The organism is Mycolicibacterium madagascariense (assembly GCF_010729665.1).
In the GTDB taxonomy this organism is placed as follows: domain Bacteria; phylum Actinomycetota; class Actinomycetes; order Mycobacteriales; family Mycobacteriaceae; genus Mycobacterium; species Mycobacterium madagascariense.
Window position 1 is genome coordinate 2,343,764 of record NZ_AP022610.1, and the last position, 17,948, is coordinate 2,361,711.

At 70.3% G+C, this 17,948-nt stretch carries 17 protein-coding genes; 13 read left to right on the forward strand and 4 right to left on the reverse strand.

What is annotated here, in order from left to right:
- The first annotated feature begins 37 nt into the window (after positions 1 to 37).
- Genes G6N60_RS11140 through G6N60_RS11155 form a run of 4 tightly spaced genes read left to right on the forward strand, consistent with a single transcriptional unit; the run spans position 38 to position 4,893 of the window.
- Entirely contained in the window at positions 38 to 853 is an 816-nt protein-coding gene (locus G6N60_RS11140; protein WP_163736612.1) for an SDR family oxidoreductase, read from the forward strand.
- Between the two features lie 52 nt (positions 854 to 905).
- Positions 906 to 2,411, forward strand: a complete 1,506-nt coding sequence (locus tag G6N60_RS11145; RefSeq protein WP_163736616.1) for an MFS transporter — start codon at positions 906 to 908, stop codon at positions 2,409 to 2,411.
- A gap of 34 nt (positions 2,412 to 2,445) precedes the next feature.
- On the forward strand, positions 2,446 to 3,123 hold the full coding sequence (locus G6N60_RS11150; protein ID WP_163736619.1) for a VOC family protein: 678 nt from the start codon (positions 2,446 to 2,448) through the stop codon (positions 3,121 to 3,123).
- A 15-nt stretch (positions 3,124 to 3,138) separates the two neighbouring features.
- Entirely contained in the window at positions 3,139 to 4,893 is a 1,755-nt protein-coding gene (locus G6N60_RS11155) for a proline--tRNA ligase (RefSeq protein WP_163736622.1), read from the forward strand.
- Positions 4,894 to 4,911: 18 nt separating this feature from the next.
- Here G6N60_RS11155 and G6N60_RS11160 read toward each other — a convergent pair whose 3' ends face one another.
- Positions 4,912 to 5,385, reverse strand: coding sequence for a ferritin-like domain-containing protein (locus G6N60_RS11160; RefSeq protein WP_163736624.1), 474 nt, complete (start codon positions 5,383 to 5,385; stop codon positions 4,912 to 4,914).
- Positions 5,382 to 5,903, reverse strand: coding sequence for a hypothetical protein (locus tag G6N60_RS11165; protein ID WP_163736627.1), 522 nt, complete (start codon positions 5,901 to 5,903; stop codon positions 5,382 to 5,384). The genes G6N60_RS11160 and G6N60_RS11165 overlap by 4 nt, the downstream gene beginning before the upstream one ends.
- Positions 5,904 to 6,060: 157 nt before the next feature.
- Between G6N60_RS11165 and rimP the strand changes: the two genes are divergently transcribed.
- The 7 genes from rimP (at position 6,061) to G6N60_RS11200 (ending at position 13,755) form a co-directional block, all read left to right on the forward strand.
- Positions 6,061 to 6,612, forward strand: a complete 552-nt coding sequence (rimP, locus tag G6N60_RS11170; RefSeq protein WP_246240563.1) for a ribosome maturation factor RimP — start codon at positions 6,061 to 6,063, stop codon at positions 6,610 to 6,612.
- Positions 6,609 to 7,640: a transcription termination factor NusA gene (gene nusA / locus G6N60_RS11175; RefSeq protein ID WP_163736634.1), complete on the forward strand. Its 1,032-nt coding sequence runs from the start codon at positions 6,609 to 6,611 to the stop codon at positions 7,638 to 7,640. The genes rimP and nusA overlap by 4 nt, the downstream gene beginning before the upstream one ends.
- Before the next feature lie 160 nt (positions 7,641 to 7,800).
- The gene (locus G6N60_RS11180; RefSeq protein ID WP_308206266.1) at positions 7,801 to 8,055 is read left to right on the forward strand and encodes a YlxR family protein; all 255 of its coding nucleotides are present in this window, start codon (positions 7,801 to 7,803) and stop codon (positions 8,053 to 8,055) included.
- 74 nt (positions 8,056 to 8,129) lie between these two features.
- On the forward strand, positions 8,130 to 10,913 hold the full coding sequence (gene infB, locus G6N60_RS11185; protein ID WP_163736639.1) for a translation initiation factor IF-2: 2,784 nt from the start codon (positions 8,130 to 8,132) through the stop codon (positions 10,911 to 10,913).
- A gap of 41 nt (positions 10,914 to 10,954) precedes the next feature.
- A complete protein-coding gene (rbfA, locus tag G6N60_RS11190) occupies positions 10,955 to 11,470 on the forward strand; it encodes a 30S ribosome-binding factor RbfA (protein ID WP_163736643.1) in 516 nt (171 codons plus the stop codon).
- On the forward strand, positions 11,445 to 12,446 hold the full coding sequence (locus G6N60_RS11195; protein WP_163736646.1) for a DHH family phosphoesterase: 1,002 nt from the start codon (positions 11,445 to 11,447) through the stop codon (positions 12,444 to 12,446). The genes rbfA and G6N60_RS11195 overlap by 26 nt, the downstream gene beginning before the upstream one ends.
- Positions 12,439 to 13,755 (forward strand): MATE family efflux transporter, encoded by a 1,317-nt coding sequence (locus G6N60_RS11200; RefSeq protein WP_263992435.1) that lies wholly within the window; start codon positions 12,439 to 12,441, stop codon positions 13,753 to 13,755. The genes G6N60_RS11195 and G6N60_RS11200 overlap by 8 nt, the downstream gene beginning before the upstream one ends.
- Positions 13,756 to 13,818: 63 nt before the next feature.
- Here G6N60_RS11200 and G6N60_RS28285 read toward each other — a convergent pair whose 3' ends face one another.
- A complete protein-coding gene (locus G6N60_RS28285; RefSeq protein WP_179969676.1) occupies positions 13,819 to 15,177 on the reverse strand; it encodes a hypothetical protein in 1,359 nt (452 codons plus the stop codon).
- 302 nt (positions 15,178 to 15,479) lie between these two features.
- Here G6N60_RS28285 and G6N60_RS11210 point away from each other — a divergent pair, with 302 nt between their 5' ends.
- Positions 15,480 to 15,746: a DUF2277 domain-containing protein gene (locus G6N60_RS11210; protein ID WP_163736652.1), complete on the forward strand. Its 267-nt coding sequence runs from the start codon at positions 15,480 to 15,482 to the stop codon at positions 15,744 to 15,746.
- Positions 15,743 to 16,291, forward strand: coding sequence for a DUF1802 family protein (locus G6N60_RS11215; protein ID WP_179969677.1), 549 nt, complete (start codon positions 15,743 to 15,745; stop codon positions 16,289 to 16,291). Before G6N60_RS11210 ends, G6N60_RS11215 begins: the two co-directional genes overlap by 4 nt.
- On the opposite strand, the gene G6N60_RS11220 is transcribed toward G6N60_RS11215, so the two are convergent.
- Positions 16,280 to 17,941, reverse strand: a complete 1,662-nt coding sequence (locus G6N60_RS11220; RefSeq protein ID WP_372511019.1) for a CocE/NonD family hydrolase — start codon at positions 17,939 to 17,941, stop codon at positions 16,280 to 16,282. The two genes, G6N60_RS11215 and G6N60_RS11220, sit on opposite strands and share 12 nt — an antisense overlap.
- Positions 17,942 to 17,948: the final 7 nt, after the last annotated feature.

Here is a 17,948-nt window from a genome sequence, read left to right on the forward strand (position 1 = left end):
ATGAACTCTTAGGGCGCCCACGGTGGTTGAGACGGGCATGCCGACTGCCTGGTTCATCGCTGGAGCGTCCCGCGGGATGGGACGCGAACTCGTCGATCGACTGCTCGCCCGCGGGGACCGCGTCGCGGCCACCGCCCGCCGCGCCGAGGCGCTCGACGACCTCGTCGACCGCTACGGCGACCGGCTGTGGGTGCGCGCGCTCGACGTCACCGACACCGCAGCCCTGCGGGCGGTCGTCGACGACGCCTTCGCCGCGCACGCCCGGATCGACGTCGTCGTCGCCAACGCCGGTTACGGGGTGTTCGGCGTCGCAGAGGACCTCACCGACCGGCAGATCGACGAGATGATCGCAACCAACCTGACGGGGTCGATCCACTTGGCCAGGGCCGTGCTGCCGCACCTGCGCGCGCAGGGCGGCGGGCACCTGGTGCAGATGTCGAGCATGGGTGGGCACCTCGCGTTCCCCGCCTTCTCGCTCTACCACGTCACCAAGTGGGGGATCGAGGGTTTCTACGAGGCCCTGGCGCAGGAGGTCGCGCCGTTCGGGATCCGGACGACGCTCGTCGAGCCCGGCGTCGTCCGCACGGGGTTCTTCGACGCTGCGAGTCGCGTCCCGCTGAGTGAGCCCTACGTGGGCGGCCCCGCCGACCGGCCCGGCCCGTCGACGGAGGACATGGTCGACGACGCGCAGAAGACGGTCGCCGCCATCATCCGGGCCTGCGACGCCGCCGAACCCCCGCGACGGCTGGTGCTCGGATCCGACGCCTGGCAGCTCATCGGCGACGCGTTGCGGAGCCGACTCGACGACGTCGTCGCGCAGCGCGCCAACGCTGCGACCGCCGACATCGACTGACCCCGGGTCGACCCGGGTTTCACGGGGTGGCGCGCTGGGTAGGGTGTCGGCAATGTCTGCCGCCGGTGGTTCCCCAGGTTCGGCGGAGCAGTCGACAGCCCCGTTGGCGTCGTCCGTGCTCGGAATCGCCATCATCGCGATCACCGGCATGCAGCTGATGTCGACGCTCGACGGCACCATCGTCATCGTCGCGCTGCCGAGGATGCAGGCTGAGCTCGACCTCTCCGATGCGGGTAAGAGCTGGGTCATCACGGCATACGTGCTGACTTTCGGCGGGCTGCTGCTGCTCGGCGGCCGGGTCGGCGACGCCATCGGCCAGAAGCGTGCCTTCCTGTCCGGCGTCGGCGTCTTCACCCTCGCCTCCCTGGTGTGCGGATTGGCCAACGACGAGTACACGCTGATCGCCGCTCGCGCACTGCAGGGCATGGGGGCCGCCGTCGCAGCCCCGACCGGATTCGCGCTGATCGCCACCACCTACGCCGTGGGGCAGGCCCGCAACCAGGCCATGGCCGTGTCCGCCGGAATGCAGGCGATCGGTTCGGTGCTCGGGCTGGTGCTCGGGGGCCTGCTGACGGTCATCTCCTGGCGGTTGGCGTTCCTGATGAACGTGCCCATCGGCATCGTCATCATCGCGATCGCGGTCCTGCGCATCGGTGAGACGCACCACGAACGACTCAAGCTGGACGTCACGGGCGCGCTGCTGGCCACCCTGGGCTGCACGGCCGCGGTGCTGGTCTTCACGCAGGGCCCCCCGCGCGGCTGGCTCGACCCGTGGGTGGTCGGCGCGGCCGTCGCCGCGGTCGTCTGCTTCGTCTCGTTCCTGTTCGCCGAACGCAAGGCGGAGAACCCGCTCGTGCCGTTCTCGGTGTTCAGCGAGCGCAATCGGGTGATGACGCTCATCTCGTGGTTCCTCGGCGGTGGTGTGCTGCTGACCGTCACCGTGATGGTCGGGCTGCTCGCGCAGGACGTGCTCGGCTACTCGGCGCTGCGTGCCGGAATCTGCTTCCTGCCATTTGCGGTGGCGGTCGGCGTCGGCAACCTCCTGGCGACCAAACTGGCGCCCCTCGTCGCGCCGCGGTGGCTGATCATCGGCGGCGGCCTGTTCGTGCTCGCCGCCATGCTGTACGGCTCCACGCTGGACCGCAGCATCCCGTACTTCCCCGATCTGTTCACCCCGATCGTGCTCGGCGGTTTCGGCATCGGGATCATCTCGGTGGTGCTGCCGCTGTGCGCGGTCGCGGGCGTCGGACCCCGGGAGATCGGGCCGGTCTCGGCCATCACGCTGATGGTGCAGAACCTGGGTGGGCCGCTGGTGCTCGTCGTCATCATGGCGGTTCAGACCTCGCGCACCCTGTACCTGGGCGGCACCACGGGGCCGGTGAAGAACATGACGCCCGCCCAGCTCGACGCTCTCGGCTACGGCTACACCTATTCGCTGCTGTGGGTTGCCGGCGTGTCGATCCTCGTCGGCATCGCGGCGTTCTGGATCGGCTTCTCGGCGCGCGACATCGCCAGGGCGCAGCACACCAAGGAAGCGGTCGAGGCGGGCGAGCTGTAGCCGCCGTGTCGGTGGGGGCCGATAACGTGCCCGCATGGCCACGCTGACCCGCCGACAGATCTCCGAAACCCTCGACCCGCTGGGCTGGCGGCTGATCCACGGCGCCGCTCTCGCCCACGTGGCCGTCGCGTCCCTGGCCGCCGCCGCGGAGGCAGCCGCCGTCGCCGTCACCGCGGCGGGCACCGGCGGCAACGGGCACCTGAGCGTCGAACTGCACTCCGATCGGCTGCTGCTGCGGCTGCAGTCAGCGGTCACCGGCACGGTCTCCGAGGCCGACCTGCACCTGGCGCAGACCGTGACGGAGGCGTTGGGACGGCGCTCGCTGGTGACGTCGCCGGGCGACGCCGCGGCGGCGCCCCAGAGCATGGAGATCGCCATCGACGCGCTCGACATCCCGCTCGTCCAACCATTCTGGCGGGCCGTCACCGGCTACGTCGACGAGCCGGGTGCACCGGAACCCGACGCCGCACTGATCGATCCGCTCGGCCGCGGGCCCGAGATCTGGTTCCAGCAGATGGACGCCCCGCGCGTGCAGCGCAATCGAATCCACCTCGACGTGACCGTCGCGCCGGAGCTGGCGCAGCCGCGCATCGACGCGGCGCTGGCCGCCGGCGGGACGCTGCTCTCGGCGGCCCGCGCGCCCGCGTTCTGGGTGCTGGCCGACGCCGAGGGCAACGAGGTGTGCGTCTGCACGTGGCAGGGGCGCGACTAAGTAGGGTTGTCGTCCGTGATCACCCGCATGTCAGAACTGTTCCTCCGCACGTTGCGCGACGACCCCGCCGACGCCGAGGTGCCCAGCCACAAGTTGCTGATCAGGGCGGGCTACGTGCGTCCCATCGGGCCGGGTCTCTACAGCTGGCTGCCGCTCGGACTGCGGGTGTTCCGCAAGATCGAACAGATCGTCCGCGAGGAGATGAACGCGATCGGCGGCCAGGAGATCCTGCTGCCCGCGCTGCTGCCCCGCGCGGCCTACGAAACGACGAACCGCTGGACCGAGTACGGCGAGACGCTGTTTCGGCTGCAGGACCGCCGCGGCAACGACTACCTCCTCGGCCCCACGCACGAGGAGATCTTCACCCTGACGGTCAAGGGGGAGTACAGCTCCTACAAGGACTTCCCGTTGCGGCTCTACCAGATTCAGACCAAGTACCGCGACGAGGCCCGCCCCCGCGCGGGCATCCTGCGCGGGCGCGAGTTCGTCATGAAGGACTCCTACAGCTTCGACGTCGACGACGACGGGCTGAAGCAGGCATACCACGCCCACCGCGAGGCCTACCAACGGATCTTCGGCCGCCTCGGCGTGCGCTACGTCATCGTCTCGGCGGTGTCCGGCGCCATGGGCGGCAGCGCGTCGGAGGAGTTCCTCGCCGAGAGCGAGGTCGGCGAGGACACGTTCGTGCGGTGCCTGCAGTCCGGGTACGCCGCCAACGTCGAGGCCGTGATCACCGCACAGCCCGAGCCGATTCCGTTCGAGGGCCTGCCCGACGCCGTCGTGCACGAGACCGGTGACACGCCGACCATCGCCACGCTCGTCGACTGGGCCAACGGGGCGGACCTGCCGCAGTTCGCCGATCGCCCCGTGACCGCTGCCGACACGCTGAAGAACATCTTGCTGAAGGTGCGCGAACCGGGCGGGGAGTGGGAACTGCTCGCCGTCGGCGTCCCGGGTGACCGCGAGGTCGACGACAAGCGTCTCGGCGCGGCGCTCGAACCCGCGGAGTACGCACTCCTCGACGACGCCGACTTCGCGAGGAACACGTTCCTGGCCAAGGGGTACATCGGCCCAAAGGGGTTGTTGGCCAACGGTGTTCGCTATCTCGTCGATCCCCGGGTGGGGGATGGCACCGCGTGGATCACCGGCGCCGACGAGAAGGGGCGCCACGTCGTCGGTCTCGTCGCGGGCCGCGACTTCGTCCCCGACGGGACGATCGAGGCCGCCGAGGTCCGTGACGGCGATCCGTCCCCGGACGGCGCCGGCCCGCTGGTGTCGGCGCGCGGCATCGAGATCGGTCACATCTTCCAGCTCGGCCGCAAGTACGCCGACGCGTTCAAGGCCGACGTCCTCGGCGAGGACGGCAAGCCGCTGCGGTTGACCATGGGTTCCTACGGCATCGGCGTGTCCCGCATGGTGGCGGTGCTCGCCGAACAGCATCACGACGAGATCGGCCTGCGCTGGCCGTCGGCGGTGTCGCCGTTCGACGTGCACATCGTCATCGCCAACAAGGACGACGACGCCCGAACGGGCGCAACCGAATTGGCGTCGCAGCTCGACCGGCTCGGCGTGGAGCCCCTGCTCGACGACCGCAAGATGTCGCCGGGGGTCAAGTTCAAGGACGCCGAGCTCCTCGGGGTGCCGTGGATCGTCGTGGTCGGACGCGGCTGGGCGAACGGTGTCATCGAGTTGCGCAACCGGTTCACCGGCAAGACGACGGAGCTGGCGGCCGACGGCGCCGCCGCGGCCATCGTCGAGCAGCTCGCCTAGGTGTACTGACCCGAGAGGTTAGGTCTCGCTCCCACCGGGAAACGCCACCGTGGTCGGTACGACGCCGAGCACGCCGCGCCACCGGGCCGCCAGCACCGCGGCCTGGGTCAGGGCGGTGACTGCGAGGTGGCGGTCGCCGTCGGCAGTGGCCCGTTCCAGGACGCTGCGCCACGCCGCGGCGGAGTCCTCCTCCATGCGCACGGCGAGCTTCTCGGCGTCGGTGGGGGTGGCGACGTCGAACGGCAGCTGGTAACCGACGGCCGGAACCGGCGGGCGGACGTGGCGCGCCGTCAGCGCGGCGATGGCCTCCTCGCGCACCTCGCGGTGCGCCGCCAGTGCCTGCGAGACCAGGTCGTTGAGGTCCGGTGTCGCGTGCGCGGACACCAGGCCGTAGCCGTAGATGACGCCGTGCTCGACGGAGATCGCATCGAACAGCGCAGCGTCGGCGTCATCGGACGGCCGGGTCGGTGGCGTCGGGCCGGGGGTGGTCATGACGGCGCACCCGAACCGGCCAGGGCGACCGTTGCCGCGGCCGTGCACGCCGCGGCGATCGAACCGAGGAGCCCGGCCCGGTAACCGGACTGGCTGCCGGCGAGTCGGGCGGCGTCGTCGGCGGAGCGTTGCAGCGCGTCGACCGCATCGGCGGCGGTCGGGGGCTTGGGTGGCGACCCGGACGGCGTGGTCGATGGGGTCGCCGACGGCGTGGTCGACGCGCTCGGCGTGGCCCCGGCACTCCTGGCGATCTCGGCCGACAGCGCGGTGGCGTGAGCCGTGCGCTGCTGGGCGACCACCGTCAGCGTCGCCGCGGCGGCCGGCGGCGATGCGGCGGCGGCGTTGCTGGCGAGCGCAGCGTCGGCGCGGGCCCGTTCGAGCGGTTCGAGGAGGGGGTCCGGTTCCTCGACCCGCGGCGTCGAGCTGCAGGCGGTGGCGAATGCACCGCCGAACAGCGTCAACGCGGCCGTACCGACGAGCACGCGCCGCCTGCTGAGAAGAGGGAAGGTGCTCGGCACAGAAGCATCCTGCCATCCCGCCTCGTGAGGCAGGCGGCCCCGGATTCGGCCGTTGCCCCTCATGGGCTGGCGTATCGTAGACAAGCGATTCCGCGGCCGCACCCCACGAGGTGGGCCGGGGGACCGTGTCCATACAACTCAAGACGAGGAGCTCGCCGTGGCATCGGAGATCCCGCTACGGCCTGCGCGGTTGCCGTCGCCGCAGCAGGTGAGGGAGCTGCTCGAGGGCGAGTTCGGCCGCGCGGGGTACGAGGTCGAGGACGTCACCATCGACGCGGCCGCGCGCCCGCCGCGCGTGGTGGTCATCGCCGACGGCGACGACGGTCTCGACCTGGAAGCCCTGGCAACGCTGTCGCGGACGGCCTCCGAGCTGCTGGACCAGCTCGACGACTCCGACGAGACGCCCTACCTGCTGGAGGTCACCTCGCGGGGGGTGGACCGTCCCCTGACCGAGGAACGGCACTACCGCCGCGCGCGCGGACGCCGGATCGAGGTCACGCTGACCGACGGGTCGCAGCTGACGGGTCGCGTGGGCGCGTTGACCGATCGCCACCTCGAACTGGTGGTCGCCGACCGCCGCGCGGGGCCGACCATTCGCACACTGTCCATCGACGACGTCGCCAATGCCGTTGTGCAGGTGGAATTCTCATCGCCGAATCCGCTCGAACTCGAGCTGGCCGGGGTGTCAGGCAAGGAGGTTGAAGAGTGAACATCGACATGGGTGCGCTGCACGCCATCGAAGTGGACCGGGGGATCTCGGTCGACGAACTGCTCGAGACCATCAAGTCGGCGCTGCTGACCGCGTACCGGCACACCCAAGGGCACGAGGCCGAGGCGCGCATCGACATCGACCGCAAGAGCGGCGTCGTCCGGGTGATGGCGCGGGAGACCGACGACGACGGCAATCTCGTCAGTGAATGGGACGACACCCCAGAGGGTTTCGGGCGCGTGGCCGCCACCACGGCGCGCCAGGTGATGCTGCAGCGCTTCCGCGACGCCGAGAACGAGCGGATGTACGGCGAGTTCTCGGCCCGCGAGGGTGACATCGTCGCCGGCGTGGTGCAGCGCGACGCCAGGGAGAACACCCGTGGGAACGTCGTCGTGCGCCTCGGGACGGAGGCCAAGGGGTCCGAGGGCGTCATCCGGCCCGCCGAACAGGTGCCGGGGGAGTCCTACGAACACGGAGAACGGTTGCGCTGCTACGTGATCGGCGTGACGAGAGGGGCGCGCGAACCCAAGATCGAGCTGTCCAGGACGCACCCCAACCTGGTGCGCAAGCTGTTCTCGCTCGAGGTCCCCGAGATCGCCGACAACTCCGTGGAGATCGTCGCCGTGGCCAGGGAGGCCGGTCACCGCTCGAAGATCGCCGTCGCCTCGCGGGTGTCCGGCCTCAATGCCAAGGGGGCGTGCATCGGGCCGATGGGTCAGCGGGTCCGCAACGTGATGAGCGAACTGTCCGGAGAGAAGATCGACATCATCGACTTCGACCCCGACCCGGCGACGTTCGTCGCGAACGCCCTGTCGCCGGCGAAGGTCGTCTCGGTGTCGGTGATCGACGAGGCGGCGCGCGCGGCGCGGGTCGTGGTGCCCGACTTCCAGCTGTCGCTCGCGATCGGCAAGGAGGGGCAGAACGCCCGGCTGGCCGCCCGTCTCACGGGATGGCGGATCGACATCCGCAGTGACGCGGCGCCCGTTCCCGACGCCCCGACCTCGGGGGAAGCGTCCCGCGAGGGTTAGCGGGCACGCGTTTCTCTCTGCGGTGATCGTGACGGTAGACTGAACCGTGATCCAGCGCGCGAGTTCGGCTTCCCGCGCGCGTCAGCACCAGAGTCCCCTCGGACCGGTGCGGACGTGTGTCGGATGCCGGGGGCGTGAGCTGGCCGCCGGACTGCTTCGCGTGGCCGCCGTGCCCGGGGAAGATGGCCTTGACGCCGTCGTCGTCGACACAGCGGGTAACCTTCCGGGTCGGGGTGCGTGGCTGCATCCCAACCGGGAATGTCTGCTCGTGGCGATTCGGCGGCGGGCGTTCCCACGAGCGCTGCGCATCACCGGTTCGCCGGACACCTCCGCGGTGGTCGAGTACTTCACCGAACGTGAAGCCTCGGTCCGCCCGGCAACAGAACAGGTAGCGAAGAACATGAGCACACCGTGAAGTCCCGATGACCATGCGTCATAGCTAAACCCGAGGCGCGGCTCGCTGCTGTCGCCTCCTAGACAGGAGATGTAGTGGCAGGCAAGGCCCGCGTACACGAGTTGGCCAAAGAACTCGGTGTCACCAGCAAGGAAGTACTCGCCCGACTGAGCGAACAGGGCGAATTCGTCAAATCAGCATCGTCGACCGTCGAGGCGCCCGTCGCCCGACGGCTGCGCGAGGCGTTGGGCGGTGGCGCCAAGGCCGCCCCCGCGAAGTCCCCGGCAGCAGCCGCCCCCGCGGCGACCAACGGATCCGGCAACGGTTCGGCCAGCACGGGACCGAAGCCGGGAGGCCCACGGCCGTCCGCGCCGAAGCCCGCCGCGCCCGAGCCGCCAGCGGCCGTAGCGCCCCAGGTGGCCGCAGCGGCGCCTGCCCCCACGCCCGCCCCGGCGCCGGCCGACGTCCAAGCCAGCGCGCCCGCTCCCGCGGCGCCCGCAGCTCCGGCCAGCCCCGCAGGTCCCACGCCGGGTCCGCGTCCCGGCCCGCCCAAGCCGGCCGCCCGCTCACCGCGCGTCGGCAACAACCCCTTCTCCACCCAGCAGCCCGTCGAGCGCCCCGCGCCGCGGCCGCCGCAGGGTGCCGGTGGGCCGCCCCGTCCGGGTGGTCCCCCTCGACCGGGTGGTGGGCCGCGTCCCGGCGCCACCCCCGGCAACATGCCTCCCCGTCCGCCAGGTGCGCGGCCGGGAGCGGTGGGTCGCCCCGGTGGACCCCGTCCCGGCCCCGGTGGCCGTGGACCGGGTGGCGGCGGTCGACCCGGCGGTCCTCCCGGTGCCGGCGGCGGCGGTAACTACCGCGGCGGCGGCGGTGGCGCAGGAGCTCCCGGTGGCGCTCCCGCCGGAGGCTTCCGCGGACGCCCCGGTGGCGGTGGCGGCGGTGGCCGTCCCGGTCAGCGCGGTGGCGCGGCAGGTGCGTTCGGTCGTCCGGGCGGCGCGGTCCGCCGCGGCCGCAAGTCGAAGCGGGCGAAGCGCGCCGAATACGAGAACATGCAGGCCCCGGTCGTCGGTGGCGTGCGGTTACCGCACGGCAACGGCGAGACCATCCGGTTGGCCCGCGGCGCGTCGCTGGTCGACTTCGCCGACAAGATCAACGCCAACCCGGCCGCTCTGGTCCAGGCGCTGTTCAACCTCGGTGAGATGGTCACCGCGACCCAGTCGGTGGACGACTCGACGCTGGAGTTGCTCGGCGGCGAGATGAACTACGTCGTGCAGGTCGTGTCCCCGGAGGACGAGGACCGCGAGCTGCTGTCGTCGTTCGACCTCACCTACGGCGAGGACGAGGGCGGGGAAGAGGATCTGGAGTTCCGCCCGCCGGTCGTGACCGTCATGGGCCACGTCGACCACGGCAAGACGCGACTGCTGGACACGATCCGCAACGCCACCGTCCGCGAGGGCGAGGCCGGCGGCATCACCCAGCACATCGGCGCCTACCAGGTGCTCACCGAGCTGGACGGCAACGAGCGTTTGGTGACGTTCATCGACACCCCCGGTCACGAGGCGTTCACCGCCATGCGTGCCCGCGGTGCGAAGGCCACCGACATCGCGATCCTGGTGGTGGCCGCCGACGACGGCGTCATGCCGCAGACGGTGGAGGCCATCAACCACGCGCAGGCCGCCGACGTGCCGATCGTGGTGGCGGTCAACAAGATCGACAAGGAGGGCGCCGACCCGGCCAAGATCCGGGCTCAGCTCACCGAGTACAACCTGGTGGCCGAGGACTTCGGTGGCGACACCATGTTCGTCGACATCTCCGCCAAGCAGGGCACCAACATCGATGCCCTCCTCGAGGCGGTGCTGCTGACGGCCGACGCGACGCTGGACCTGCGGGCCAACCCCGACATGGAGGCCCAGGGCGTGGCGATCGAGGCGCACCTCGACCGCGGTCGCGGTCCCGTGGCCACCGTGCTCATCCAGCGCGGCACGCTGCGGGTCGGCGACTCGATCGTCGCCGGCGACGCCTACGGGCGCGTGCGGCGGATGGTCGACGAACACGGCGAGGACGTCGAGGAGGCGACCCCGTCGCGTCCCGTCCAGGTCATCGGCTTCACGTCGGTGCCGGGAGCCGGTGACAACCTGCTCGTCGTCGACGAGGATCGGATCGCCCGCCAGATCGCCGACCGGCGCAGCGCGCGCAAGCGCAACGCGTTGGCCGCGCGCAGCCGCAAGCGCATCAGCCTGGACGATCTGGATGCCGCGCTGAAGGAGACCAGCCAGCTCAACCTGATCCTGAAGGGCGACAACTCCGGCACCGTCGAGGCGCTGGAGGAGGCGCTGCTCGGCATCGACATCGACGACGAAGTGGAACTTCGCGTCATCGACCGCGGCGTCGGTGGCGTCACCGAGACCAACGTCAACCTGGCGTCGGCCTCCAACGCCATCATCATCGGGTTCAACGTCCGCGCGGAGGGCAAGGCCACCGAGCTGGCCAACCGCGAGGGCGTCGACATCCGGTACTACTCGGTGATCTACCAGGCGATCGACGAGATCCAGGCCGCGCTCAAGGGCATGCTCAAGCCGGTCTACGAGGAGAAGGAGCTCGGCCGCGCCGAGATCCGGGCGATCTTCCGCTCGTCGAAGGTCGGCAACATCGCCGGCTGCCTCGTCACCTCGGGTGTCATCCGCCGCAACGCCAAGGCGCGCCTCATCCGCGACAACGTCGTGGTGGCCGAGACGGTCACCATCTCGTCGCTGAAGCGGGAGAAGGACGACGTGACCGAGGTGCGCGACGGGTACGAGTGCGGTCTCACCTTGACGTACAACGACATCAAGGAGGGTGACGTCATCGAGGCGTACGAGCTCGTGGAGAAGGTGCGTACCTAGATGGCGACCGACGAGTCCGAGCGCTCGCGCGAGGAGTATTGATGGTCGACGCGGGACGAGCGCGCAAGCTCGCCAAGCGCATCGCCACGATCGTTGCCTCGGCCATCGAGTTCGAGATCAAGGATCCGCCCCTGGCCTTCGTGACCGTCACGGACACGAAGGTCACGGGCGACCTCCACGACGCGACGGTGTTCTACACCGTGCGGGGCGAGACGTTGCAGGACGAGCCCGACTACGAGGGCGCCGCGGCGGCGCTCGAGCGGGCCAAGGGGACGCTGCGGTCGAAGGTGGGCGCGGGCACGGGCGTGCGGTTCACGCCCACGCTGTCGTTCGTGCTGGACAAGCTGCCCGATGCGGCGCGCGACATGGAGGATCTGCTGGCCCGCGCTCGGCAGGCCGACGCCGATCTGGCGCGCATTCGGCAGGGTGCCAGGCCGGCCGGTGACCCCGACCCGTACCGTGGGTCGGGGGCGGAGGATGTCAGCGGGGGACCCGACGACGGCACCGACGAGCGTGACCCTGAGGACACCTATGACCGCGATCGACCCGAAGACTGAGGTAGCTCGGTCATCGGTGCGCGTCGATGGTCGGGGAGCAGCGGAGCTTCTCGACGCAGCGGAGTCGGTCAGCGTGGTGTGCCACGTCTATCCCGACGCCGACACCATCGGTGCCGGTCTCGCGTTGGCGTTGGTGCTCGAGGAATGCGGTAAGCGCGTCGAGGTCGGTTTCGCCGAGCCGTCGGTGCTGCCGGAGTCGCTGCAGTCGCTGCCGGGCGGACACCTGCTGGTGTCCCGCGACGAGATGCACCGCGACAGCGATCTGGTGGTCACGGTCGACATTCCGAGCCCCACCCGGCTCGGCACTCTGCAGGCGCTGACCGAGGCGGGGCGCGAAGTGTTGGTCATCGATCACCACGCGTCCAATCAGCTCTTCGGCACGGCGAATTACGTGGATCCGTCGGCGGATTCGACGACGATGTTGGTCGCCGAGCTGCTGGACGCCTGGGACAAGCCGCTCGACCAGCCGGTCGCGCACTGTCTGTACGCAGGCCTGACCACCGACACCGGATCGTTCCGCTGGGCGAGCGCACGTGCGCACCGCCTCGCCGCCCGACTGCTGGAACTGGGTGTCGACAACGCCACGATCAGCCGGACCCTGCTCGACACCCACCCGTTCTCCTGGCTGCCGATGCTGTCGCGCGTGCTGTCGTCGGCGCACCTCGTCGCCGATGCGCTGGATGGCCGCGGGCTGGTGTACGCCGTCGTCGGACACGAGGAGTGGCGCGACGCCCGGCCCGAGGAGGTCGAGAGCATCGTCGACATCGTGCGCACGACCGCGCAGGCCGAGGTCGCCGCGGTGTTCAAGGAGGTCGGCCCGCAGAAGTGGACGGTGTCGATGCGCGCCAAGTCCGAGGTCGACCTCGCCGCCGTCGCCAGTGTCTTCGGTGGTGGCGGGCACAAGCTCGCCGCGGGCTATTCGGCGACCGGGCCGGCCGACGTCGTCGTCAAGGCTCTGACGGATGTGCTTGGCTGAACCGGCGCCGGTCACCGGTCGCCGCATCGCTGGCCTGGCGCTACCGGCGCTCGGTGTGCTGGCCGCCGAACCCATCTATCTGTTGTTCGACCTCGCCGTGGTGGGCCGCCTCGGCGCGTTGGCGCTGGCTGGCCTGGCCATCGGCGGGCTCATCCTGTCGCTGCTGTCCTCGCAGCTGACGTTCCTGTCCTACGGGACGACGGCGCGGGCCGCCCGGTTCTTCGGCGCCGGCCGCCGAGCGTCCGCCGTCGGCGAAGGCGTGCAGGCCACCTGGCTGGCGGTCGCCCTCGGAGCCGTCGTGATCCTCGCCGTCGAAGCCGCGGCCGTGCCGATCCTGGCGGTGATCGCCGACGGCGGCGAGATCGCCGACATGGCATTGCCGTGGCTGAGGGTCGCGATCCTCGGGGCGCCCGCCATCCTCATCTCGATGGCGGGCAACGGGTGGATGCGCGGAGTTCAGGACACCGTGCGCCCGCTGCGCTACGTGCTGCTCGGGTTCGGACTGTCGGCGCTGCTGTGCCCGACACTGGTGCACGGCCTGCTCGGGATGCCGCGGCTCGGGCTGGTCGGGTCGGCCGTGGCGAACCTGGCGGGGCAGTGGTTGGCAGCGCTGCTGTTCTGCCGCGCCCTGCTCGTCGAACGGGTGCCGCTGCGGCTGGACCTCACGATCCTGCGCGCGCAGGTGACGATGGGCCGCGACCTGGTGGTGCGCACGCTGGCGTTCCAGGCCTGTTTCGTCTCGGCCGCTGCGGTCGCCGCGCGGTTCGGGGCGGCCGCCGTCGCAGCCCACCAGGTGGTGCTGCAACTGTGGAGTTTCCTTGCGCTGGTGCTGGATTCGTTGGCCATCGCGGCACAGTCGCTGGTGGGCGCCGCACTCGGTGGTGGACAGCTGACCCACGCGAAGTCGGTGGCCTGGCGGGTGACGATCTTCTCCGCGGTCGCCGCGGCGGTGCTCGCCGCCGTCTTCGCCGTGGGCGCGTCGGTGGTGCCGCGGCTCTTCACATCTGATCGGGCGGTGCTCGGCGTGATCGGCGTGCCGTGGTGGTTCCTGGTCGCACAGTTGCCGATCGCGGGGGTGGTGTTCGCCCTGGACGGAGTCCTGCTCGGCGCGGGCGATGCGACGTTCATGCGCAACGCCACGCTGGGTAGCGCGCTCGTCGGGTTCCTCCCGCTGATCTGGCTATCGCTGATCTTCGGCTGGGGCCTGCTCGGCATCTGGGCGGGCCTGACCGCGTTCATGGTGTTGCGCCTGATGTTCGTCGGCTGGCGGGCCCTGTCGGGTCGGTGGCTAATCCCCGGCACCGCCTGACGGCCCTCGTACGCAACGACGGCCAAGCCGTACGGGCGGGGGCCTACGCCCGGCGAGATGGCCTCAGTGGCGTTCGTTCTCGGTCTGGTAACCGGGACTCTGGGGAGCGTCGCGTTGGAGTGAATCAGGGCCGGGACCCGACGCGCGACCTGGTGCGGGGGAGGTGTCAGCATCCGACGTCTCCTGGTCGACGGCGCCCTGCTCGGAGCTGCTTGGCCCACTGGCTAAGTCGTCCTGTGCAGAGTCCTTCAGGACGTGGCGCCCCGATGGCACACCGGGTCCGTCGACCGATGTCCCTTTGCCGACTGGTTCCTTCTCGAAGTCTTTGGTCTTCTCGCGGGTCGCCTTCTCGGGTGGGACTTCGCCCACGACTTCCGAGGCTTCGACCGTCTTCTCCAAGCGGCTCGACAGTGTCTCCGATCTCGGCTCGGGTGTCGCCGCGCCGGATTGCGAAGGTGGCGTGTGCGAATCACTCGAACCCGCGTCGTATTCGGCCTTGGCATTTAGTTCGGCGTTGGTGGAATCCTCCACCCTTTGACTCGCCACCAAAAAAGCGGTCCTCAGGGATCGGAAGTTGCGTTCCTCCTCCTCGGTGCGAACGATTCCTGGCGATGACTGACGCACATGTAGGGCGGCGAGGAACTGTGGTGCCAAGCCGTTGAATTCCCGTTCCGCGGCCTGGCGGCCCTCGATGGCGGCCAAATAGGCGACCTTCTTGGGATTGTGGTCGGTGGCTGAGCCTGCCGCTTTCGCGTCCTTGAGCGCCTTGTCACCTGCTCGCAAGTCGTTGTGTCTTTGTATGGCCCTGTCGACCTTCTTTTGGTTGTCAGCTGCGGCCTTGTCAGCCACAGCCTTTCTGTCGGCCTCGGCTTTGTCTGCGGCGGCTTTGTCTGCGGCGGCTTTGTCTGCGGCGGCTTTGTCTGCGGCGGCTTTGTCGGCAGCTGCCTTCTCTTTGGCGAGCGCCGCTTCTGCGCCCGCCTTTTCGGTTTCCGGACGAGGCGGCCTCCCAGGAGACGCAGGTTTCGCTATCGTCCCCGATCCATCGTCGGGGGGCGTTGCAGGGTTGTTCGCGTCCGGCCCCACCGCCAGCCCCAAGGCGCGGAACACTGTGACGACGACTCTGAGGAGGCCATCAAGAGGGCTGCCTGCCGATCCGTTGCGGGCTTTCGGAGCTTCCCCGATGTGGATGGTGAACGGGTGCAGAGCCCGTGCGGTGGCACCCGACCCGACGCCAATGGCGATGCTGAGGGGCGCGCTCTTGCAGCCACTCCCAAAGTCGACGCCGGAAATGGACAGACACGTGGCTTCGGCTTTGGGCGCGTGCTCGGTCGCGCCGGCGATGAGGACGCCGGTGGTCAACGCACCCGCCGCGAGCGCGCGCCCGCGCGTCGACTGCTTAACTCGCGCACCGTGCTCGCCCATGATCATCATCCTCCGATGTGAATTCCCCATGCCCGGGTTCGGCGCCGCGACGCTAGCACCGCGACCGCGTCGAGTCAGGGCTGGGAACGACCCAGTTGCACAGGACCAATGCCCTGACGTCGCGCGCCAAGCACCGGTCTGAGCTGCGTAATCGCAGGCTGCACCCGTCGACGAAGGATCACGGGCGCGGTTCGCACCTCGACTGGTCCTGCCAAGCGTGCAAGAGAAGCCCGCCCACGGTTGTCGACTGAGACGGATGTCGGAAAGCTCTGGCCTGCTGCCCAAGACCTATGGTGGGTGGCATGTGTCGGAACATCACCGAACTGCGCGGGCTGGAGCCGTCGGCGACGGCCGAGGAGATCGAGGCCGCGTCGCGTCAGTACGTGCGCAAGGTCAGCGGCATCACCCGCCCGACGGCGGCCAACGAAGCGGCCTTCGAGGCGGCGGTCGCCGAGATCACCGCGACCACGACCCGGCTGCTGGCGGCATTGCCACCCCGCCGTCAGCCACCCAAGACGGTGCCGCCGCTGCGGCGTCCGGAGGTCCGGGCCCGACTCGCCGCCACGTGAGCGCCACCGCGCTCAAGGAGTGGAGCGCGGCCGTGCACGCGATGCTCGACGGCCGACAGACGGTGCTGCTGCGCAAGGGCGGCATCCACGAGAAGCGCTTCGACCTCGCGGCGAGCGAGTTCGTGTTCTTTCCCACCGTCGCCCACGGCCACGCCGAACGCGTCCGGCCGGAGCACCGCAGCCTCCTCGCCGCGAGTGTCGCCGACAGCACCGACGACCGCATCGTGCTCCGTGCGGGCGCGAGAGTGGTTGCGGCGGTTGCGGTTCGGCGTCCCGACGGCTTGGCGGAGATCGAGGACACCCACATCTGGACGGCCGACTCGGTACGCGCCGACCGGCTGGACTTTCGGCCCAGGCACCAGCTGACCGTCCTGGTGGTGCAGGCCGCACCGCTGACCGAACCCGTTGTCCTGCAGCGCGACCCGGCCTACGCGGGCTGCAAGAGCTGGCTGGATCTACCCGTCACACCGGACTGGGCCGACCCCGTTCACGACGAGGCGACCCTGGCGGCGATCGCCGAACGCGTGCTCGCCTCAGTCGGCTGACGGCAGCGCGGGTCCGGCCGGCAGCACGAGACGCGACAGCCCACCCTGACCGTGGTGGATCGTGTGGGTGGCCGACGTCATGGTGGTGCCGGAGACCGGCGGCTCACCGGTGCCGAGGTTGCGCACGAAGCGCGGATGGGAGCCGCCGGCGACCAGGACCCGCAGTCGGGTGCCCGCGGCGAAGCGATGCGCGACGGCGTCGAGTTCGAGGGTCACCGCACCGGAATTCTCGGTGCGCCTGACGAATCCGTCGCTGACGTTGGTCGAGCTGCCGTCGGCGGCCACCTCGCTCAGGCGGACGAACACGTCGTGGAACGGGGTGTCGCAGCGATGGCTCAGTTCGACGACCGGGGTACCCACCAGGTACAGGTCGTCGGCCAGCGGGGCACTGGTGAAGTCGACGACGTCGGGCCGCAGGGCCAGCACCGTGTCGTCGCGGTAGCCGCCCTCGGGCGAGAGCAGCCGGCCGCCGATCGTCGGGGTGGGGTCCGCCGGGTCGAACGTGAACGACGATGGTGGTGCCGATCCGTCCGGTGGTGTCTGCGAAAGACCGTGTGCCGCTTGCAGATACCACACCTGCTCTCCCATCGCGGGCGGCCAGTCGGGAAGCTCGAGCCAGCCCTGCCCGACGACACGGGCCCGCACCGCTCTGCGCGGTACCTGGGGGCCGCCCGCGAGATGGGCGTCGAGCCAGTTCAGTGACTCCCGCAGCACGATCGGCGCGCCCGTCGTCATGACCTGGGTGTGCGTCCACGGGCCGACGGTCAGTGCGGTGGGCACGCCGCGGTCGTGCAGGTGACGGAACTGCGCGAGGGTCTGTTCGAGGAACAGGTCCTGCCAACCGCCGACGAGCAGGACCGGCACGTCGACCCGGTCCAGTGCGTCGGAGAGGTTCAGCGGCGCCCAAAACGGGTCGGTGCGGTCGGGGTGTTCGACCCACGACTCCCACCACGGCGCCCCGGCGCCGAGCAGCCGTCGGCCGGCGCCGCCCATCGGCACCTCGTGCGCGGCGCGCGCGACCTGCTTCCTCGACCGGGCCTGGCGCAGCAACCCGAGGAGCCGGCTGCCGTCCTCCTGGTGGGCCATCATGTGGCTCCAGCCGAGGAAGTCGTTGAGGCTGAACGAGCCGGTGCCCCAGGACGACGCGCTGAAGTCGTGCGGGCCCACGGTGATGACGGCGGCCGCCAGTTCCGGCGGCGGGTCCATCAGCAGCGCCCACTGCGTGAAGCCGAGATAGGACAGCCCGATCGTGGCGAACGAGCCCGTGAACCAGGACTGCGCGCGCAGCCACGCGACGGTGTCGGCGCCGTCGGCAACCTCGTGGACCATCGGCGTGAAGTCGCCGCCGGAGCCGAAGGTGCCACGCACGCTCTGGATGACCACGTGGTAGCCGCGGGCCGCATACACCGCGCCGAACAGCGTCGAGAACGGAAAGCCACGGCCATAGGGGCAACGCACCAGCAGGGTGCCCGCCGGGCTGGCGGTCTGCGGGACGTAGTGGTCGGCCAGGAGGTCCACGCCGTCGCGCATCGGCACGGGCACCGTGCGCGCGACGGTGTAGTCGGTCGTCGGCGGCGGCAATTTCAGCACCCGGCTGACTACAGAGGAGGCGAGGCGTCTGGCGTTCACGAGGGGGGCCACGTCCTGCACGGTACGC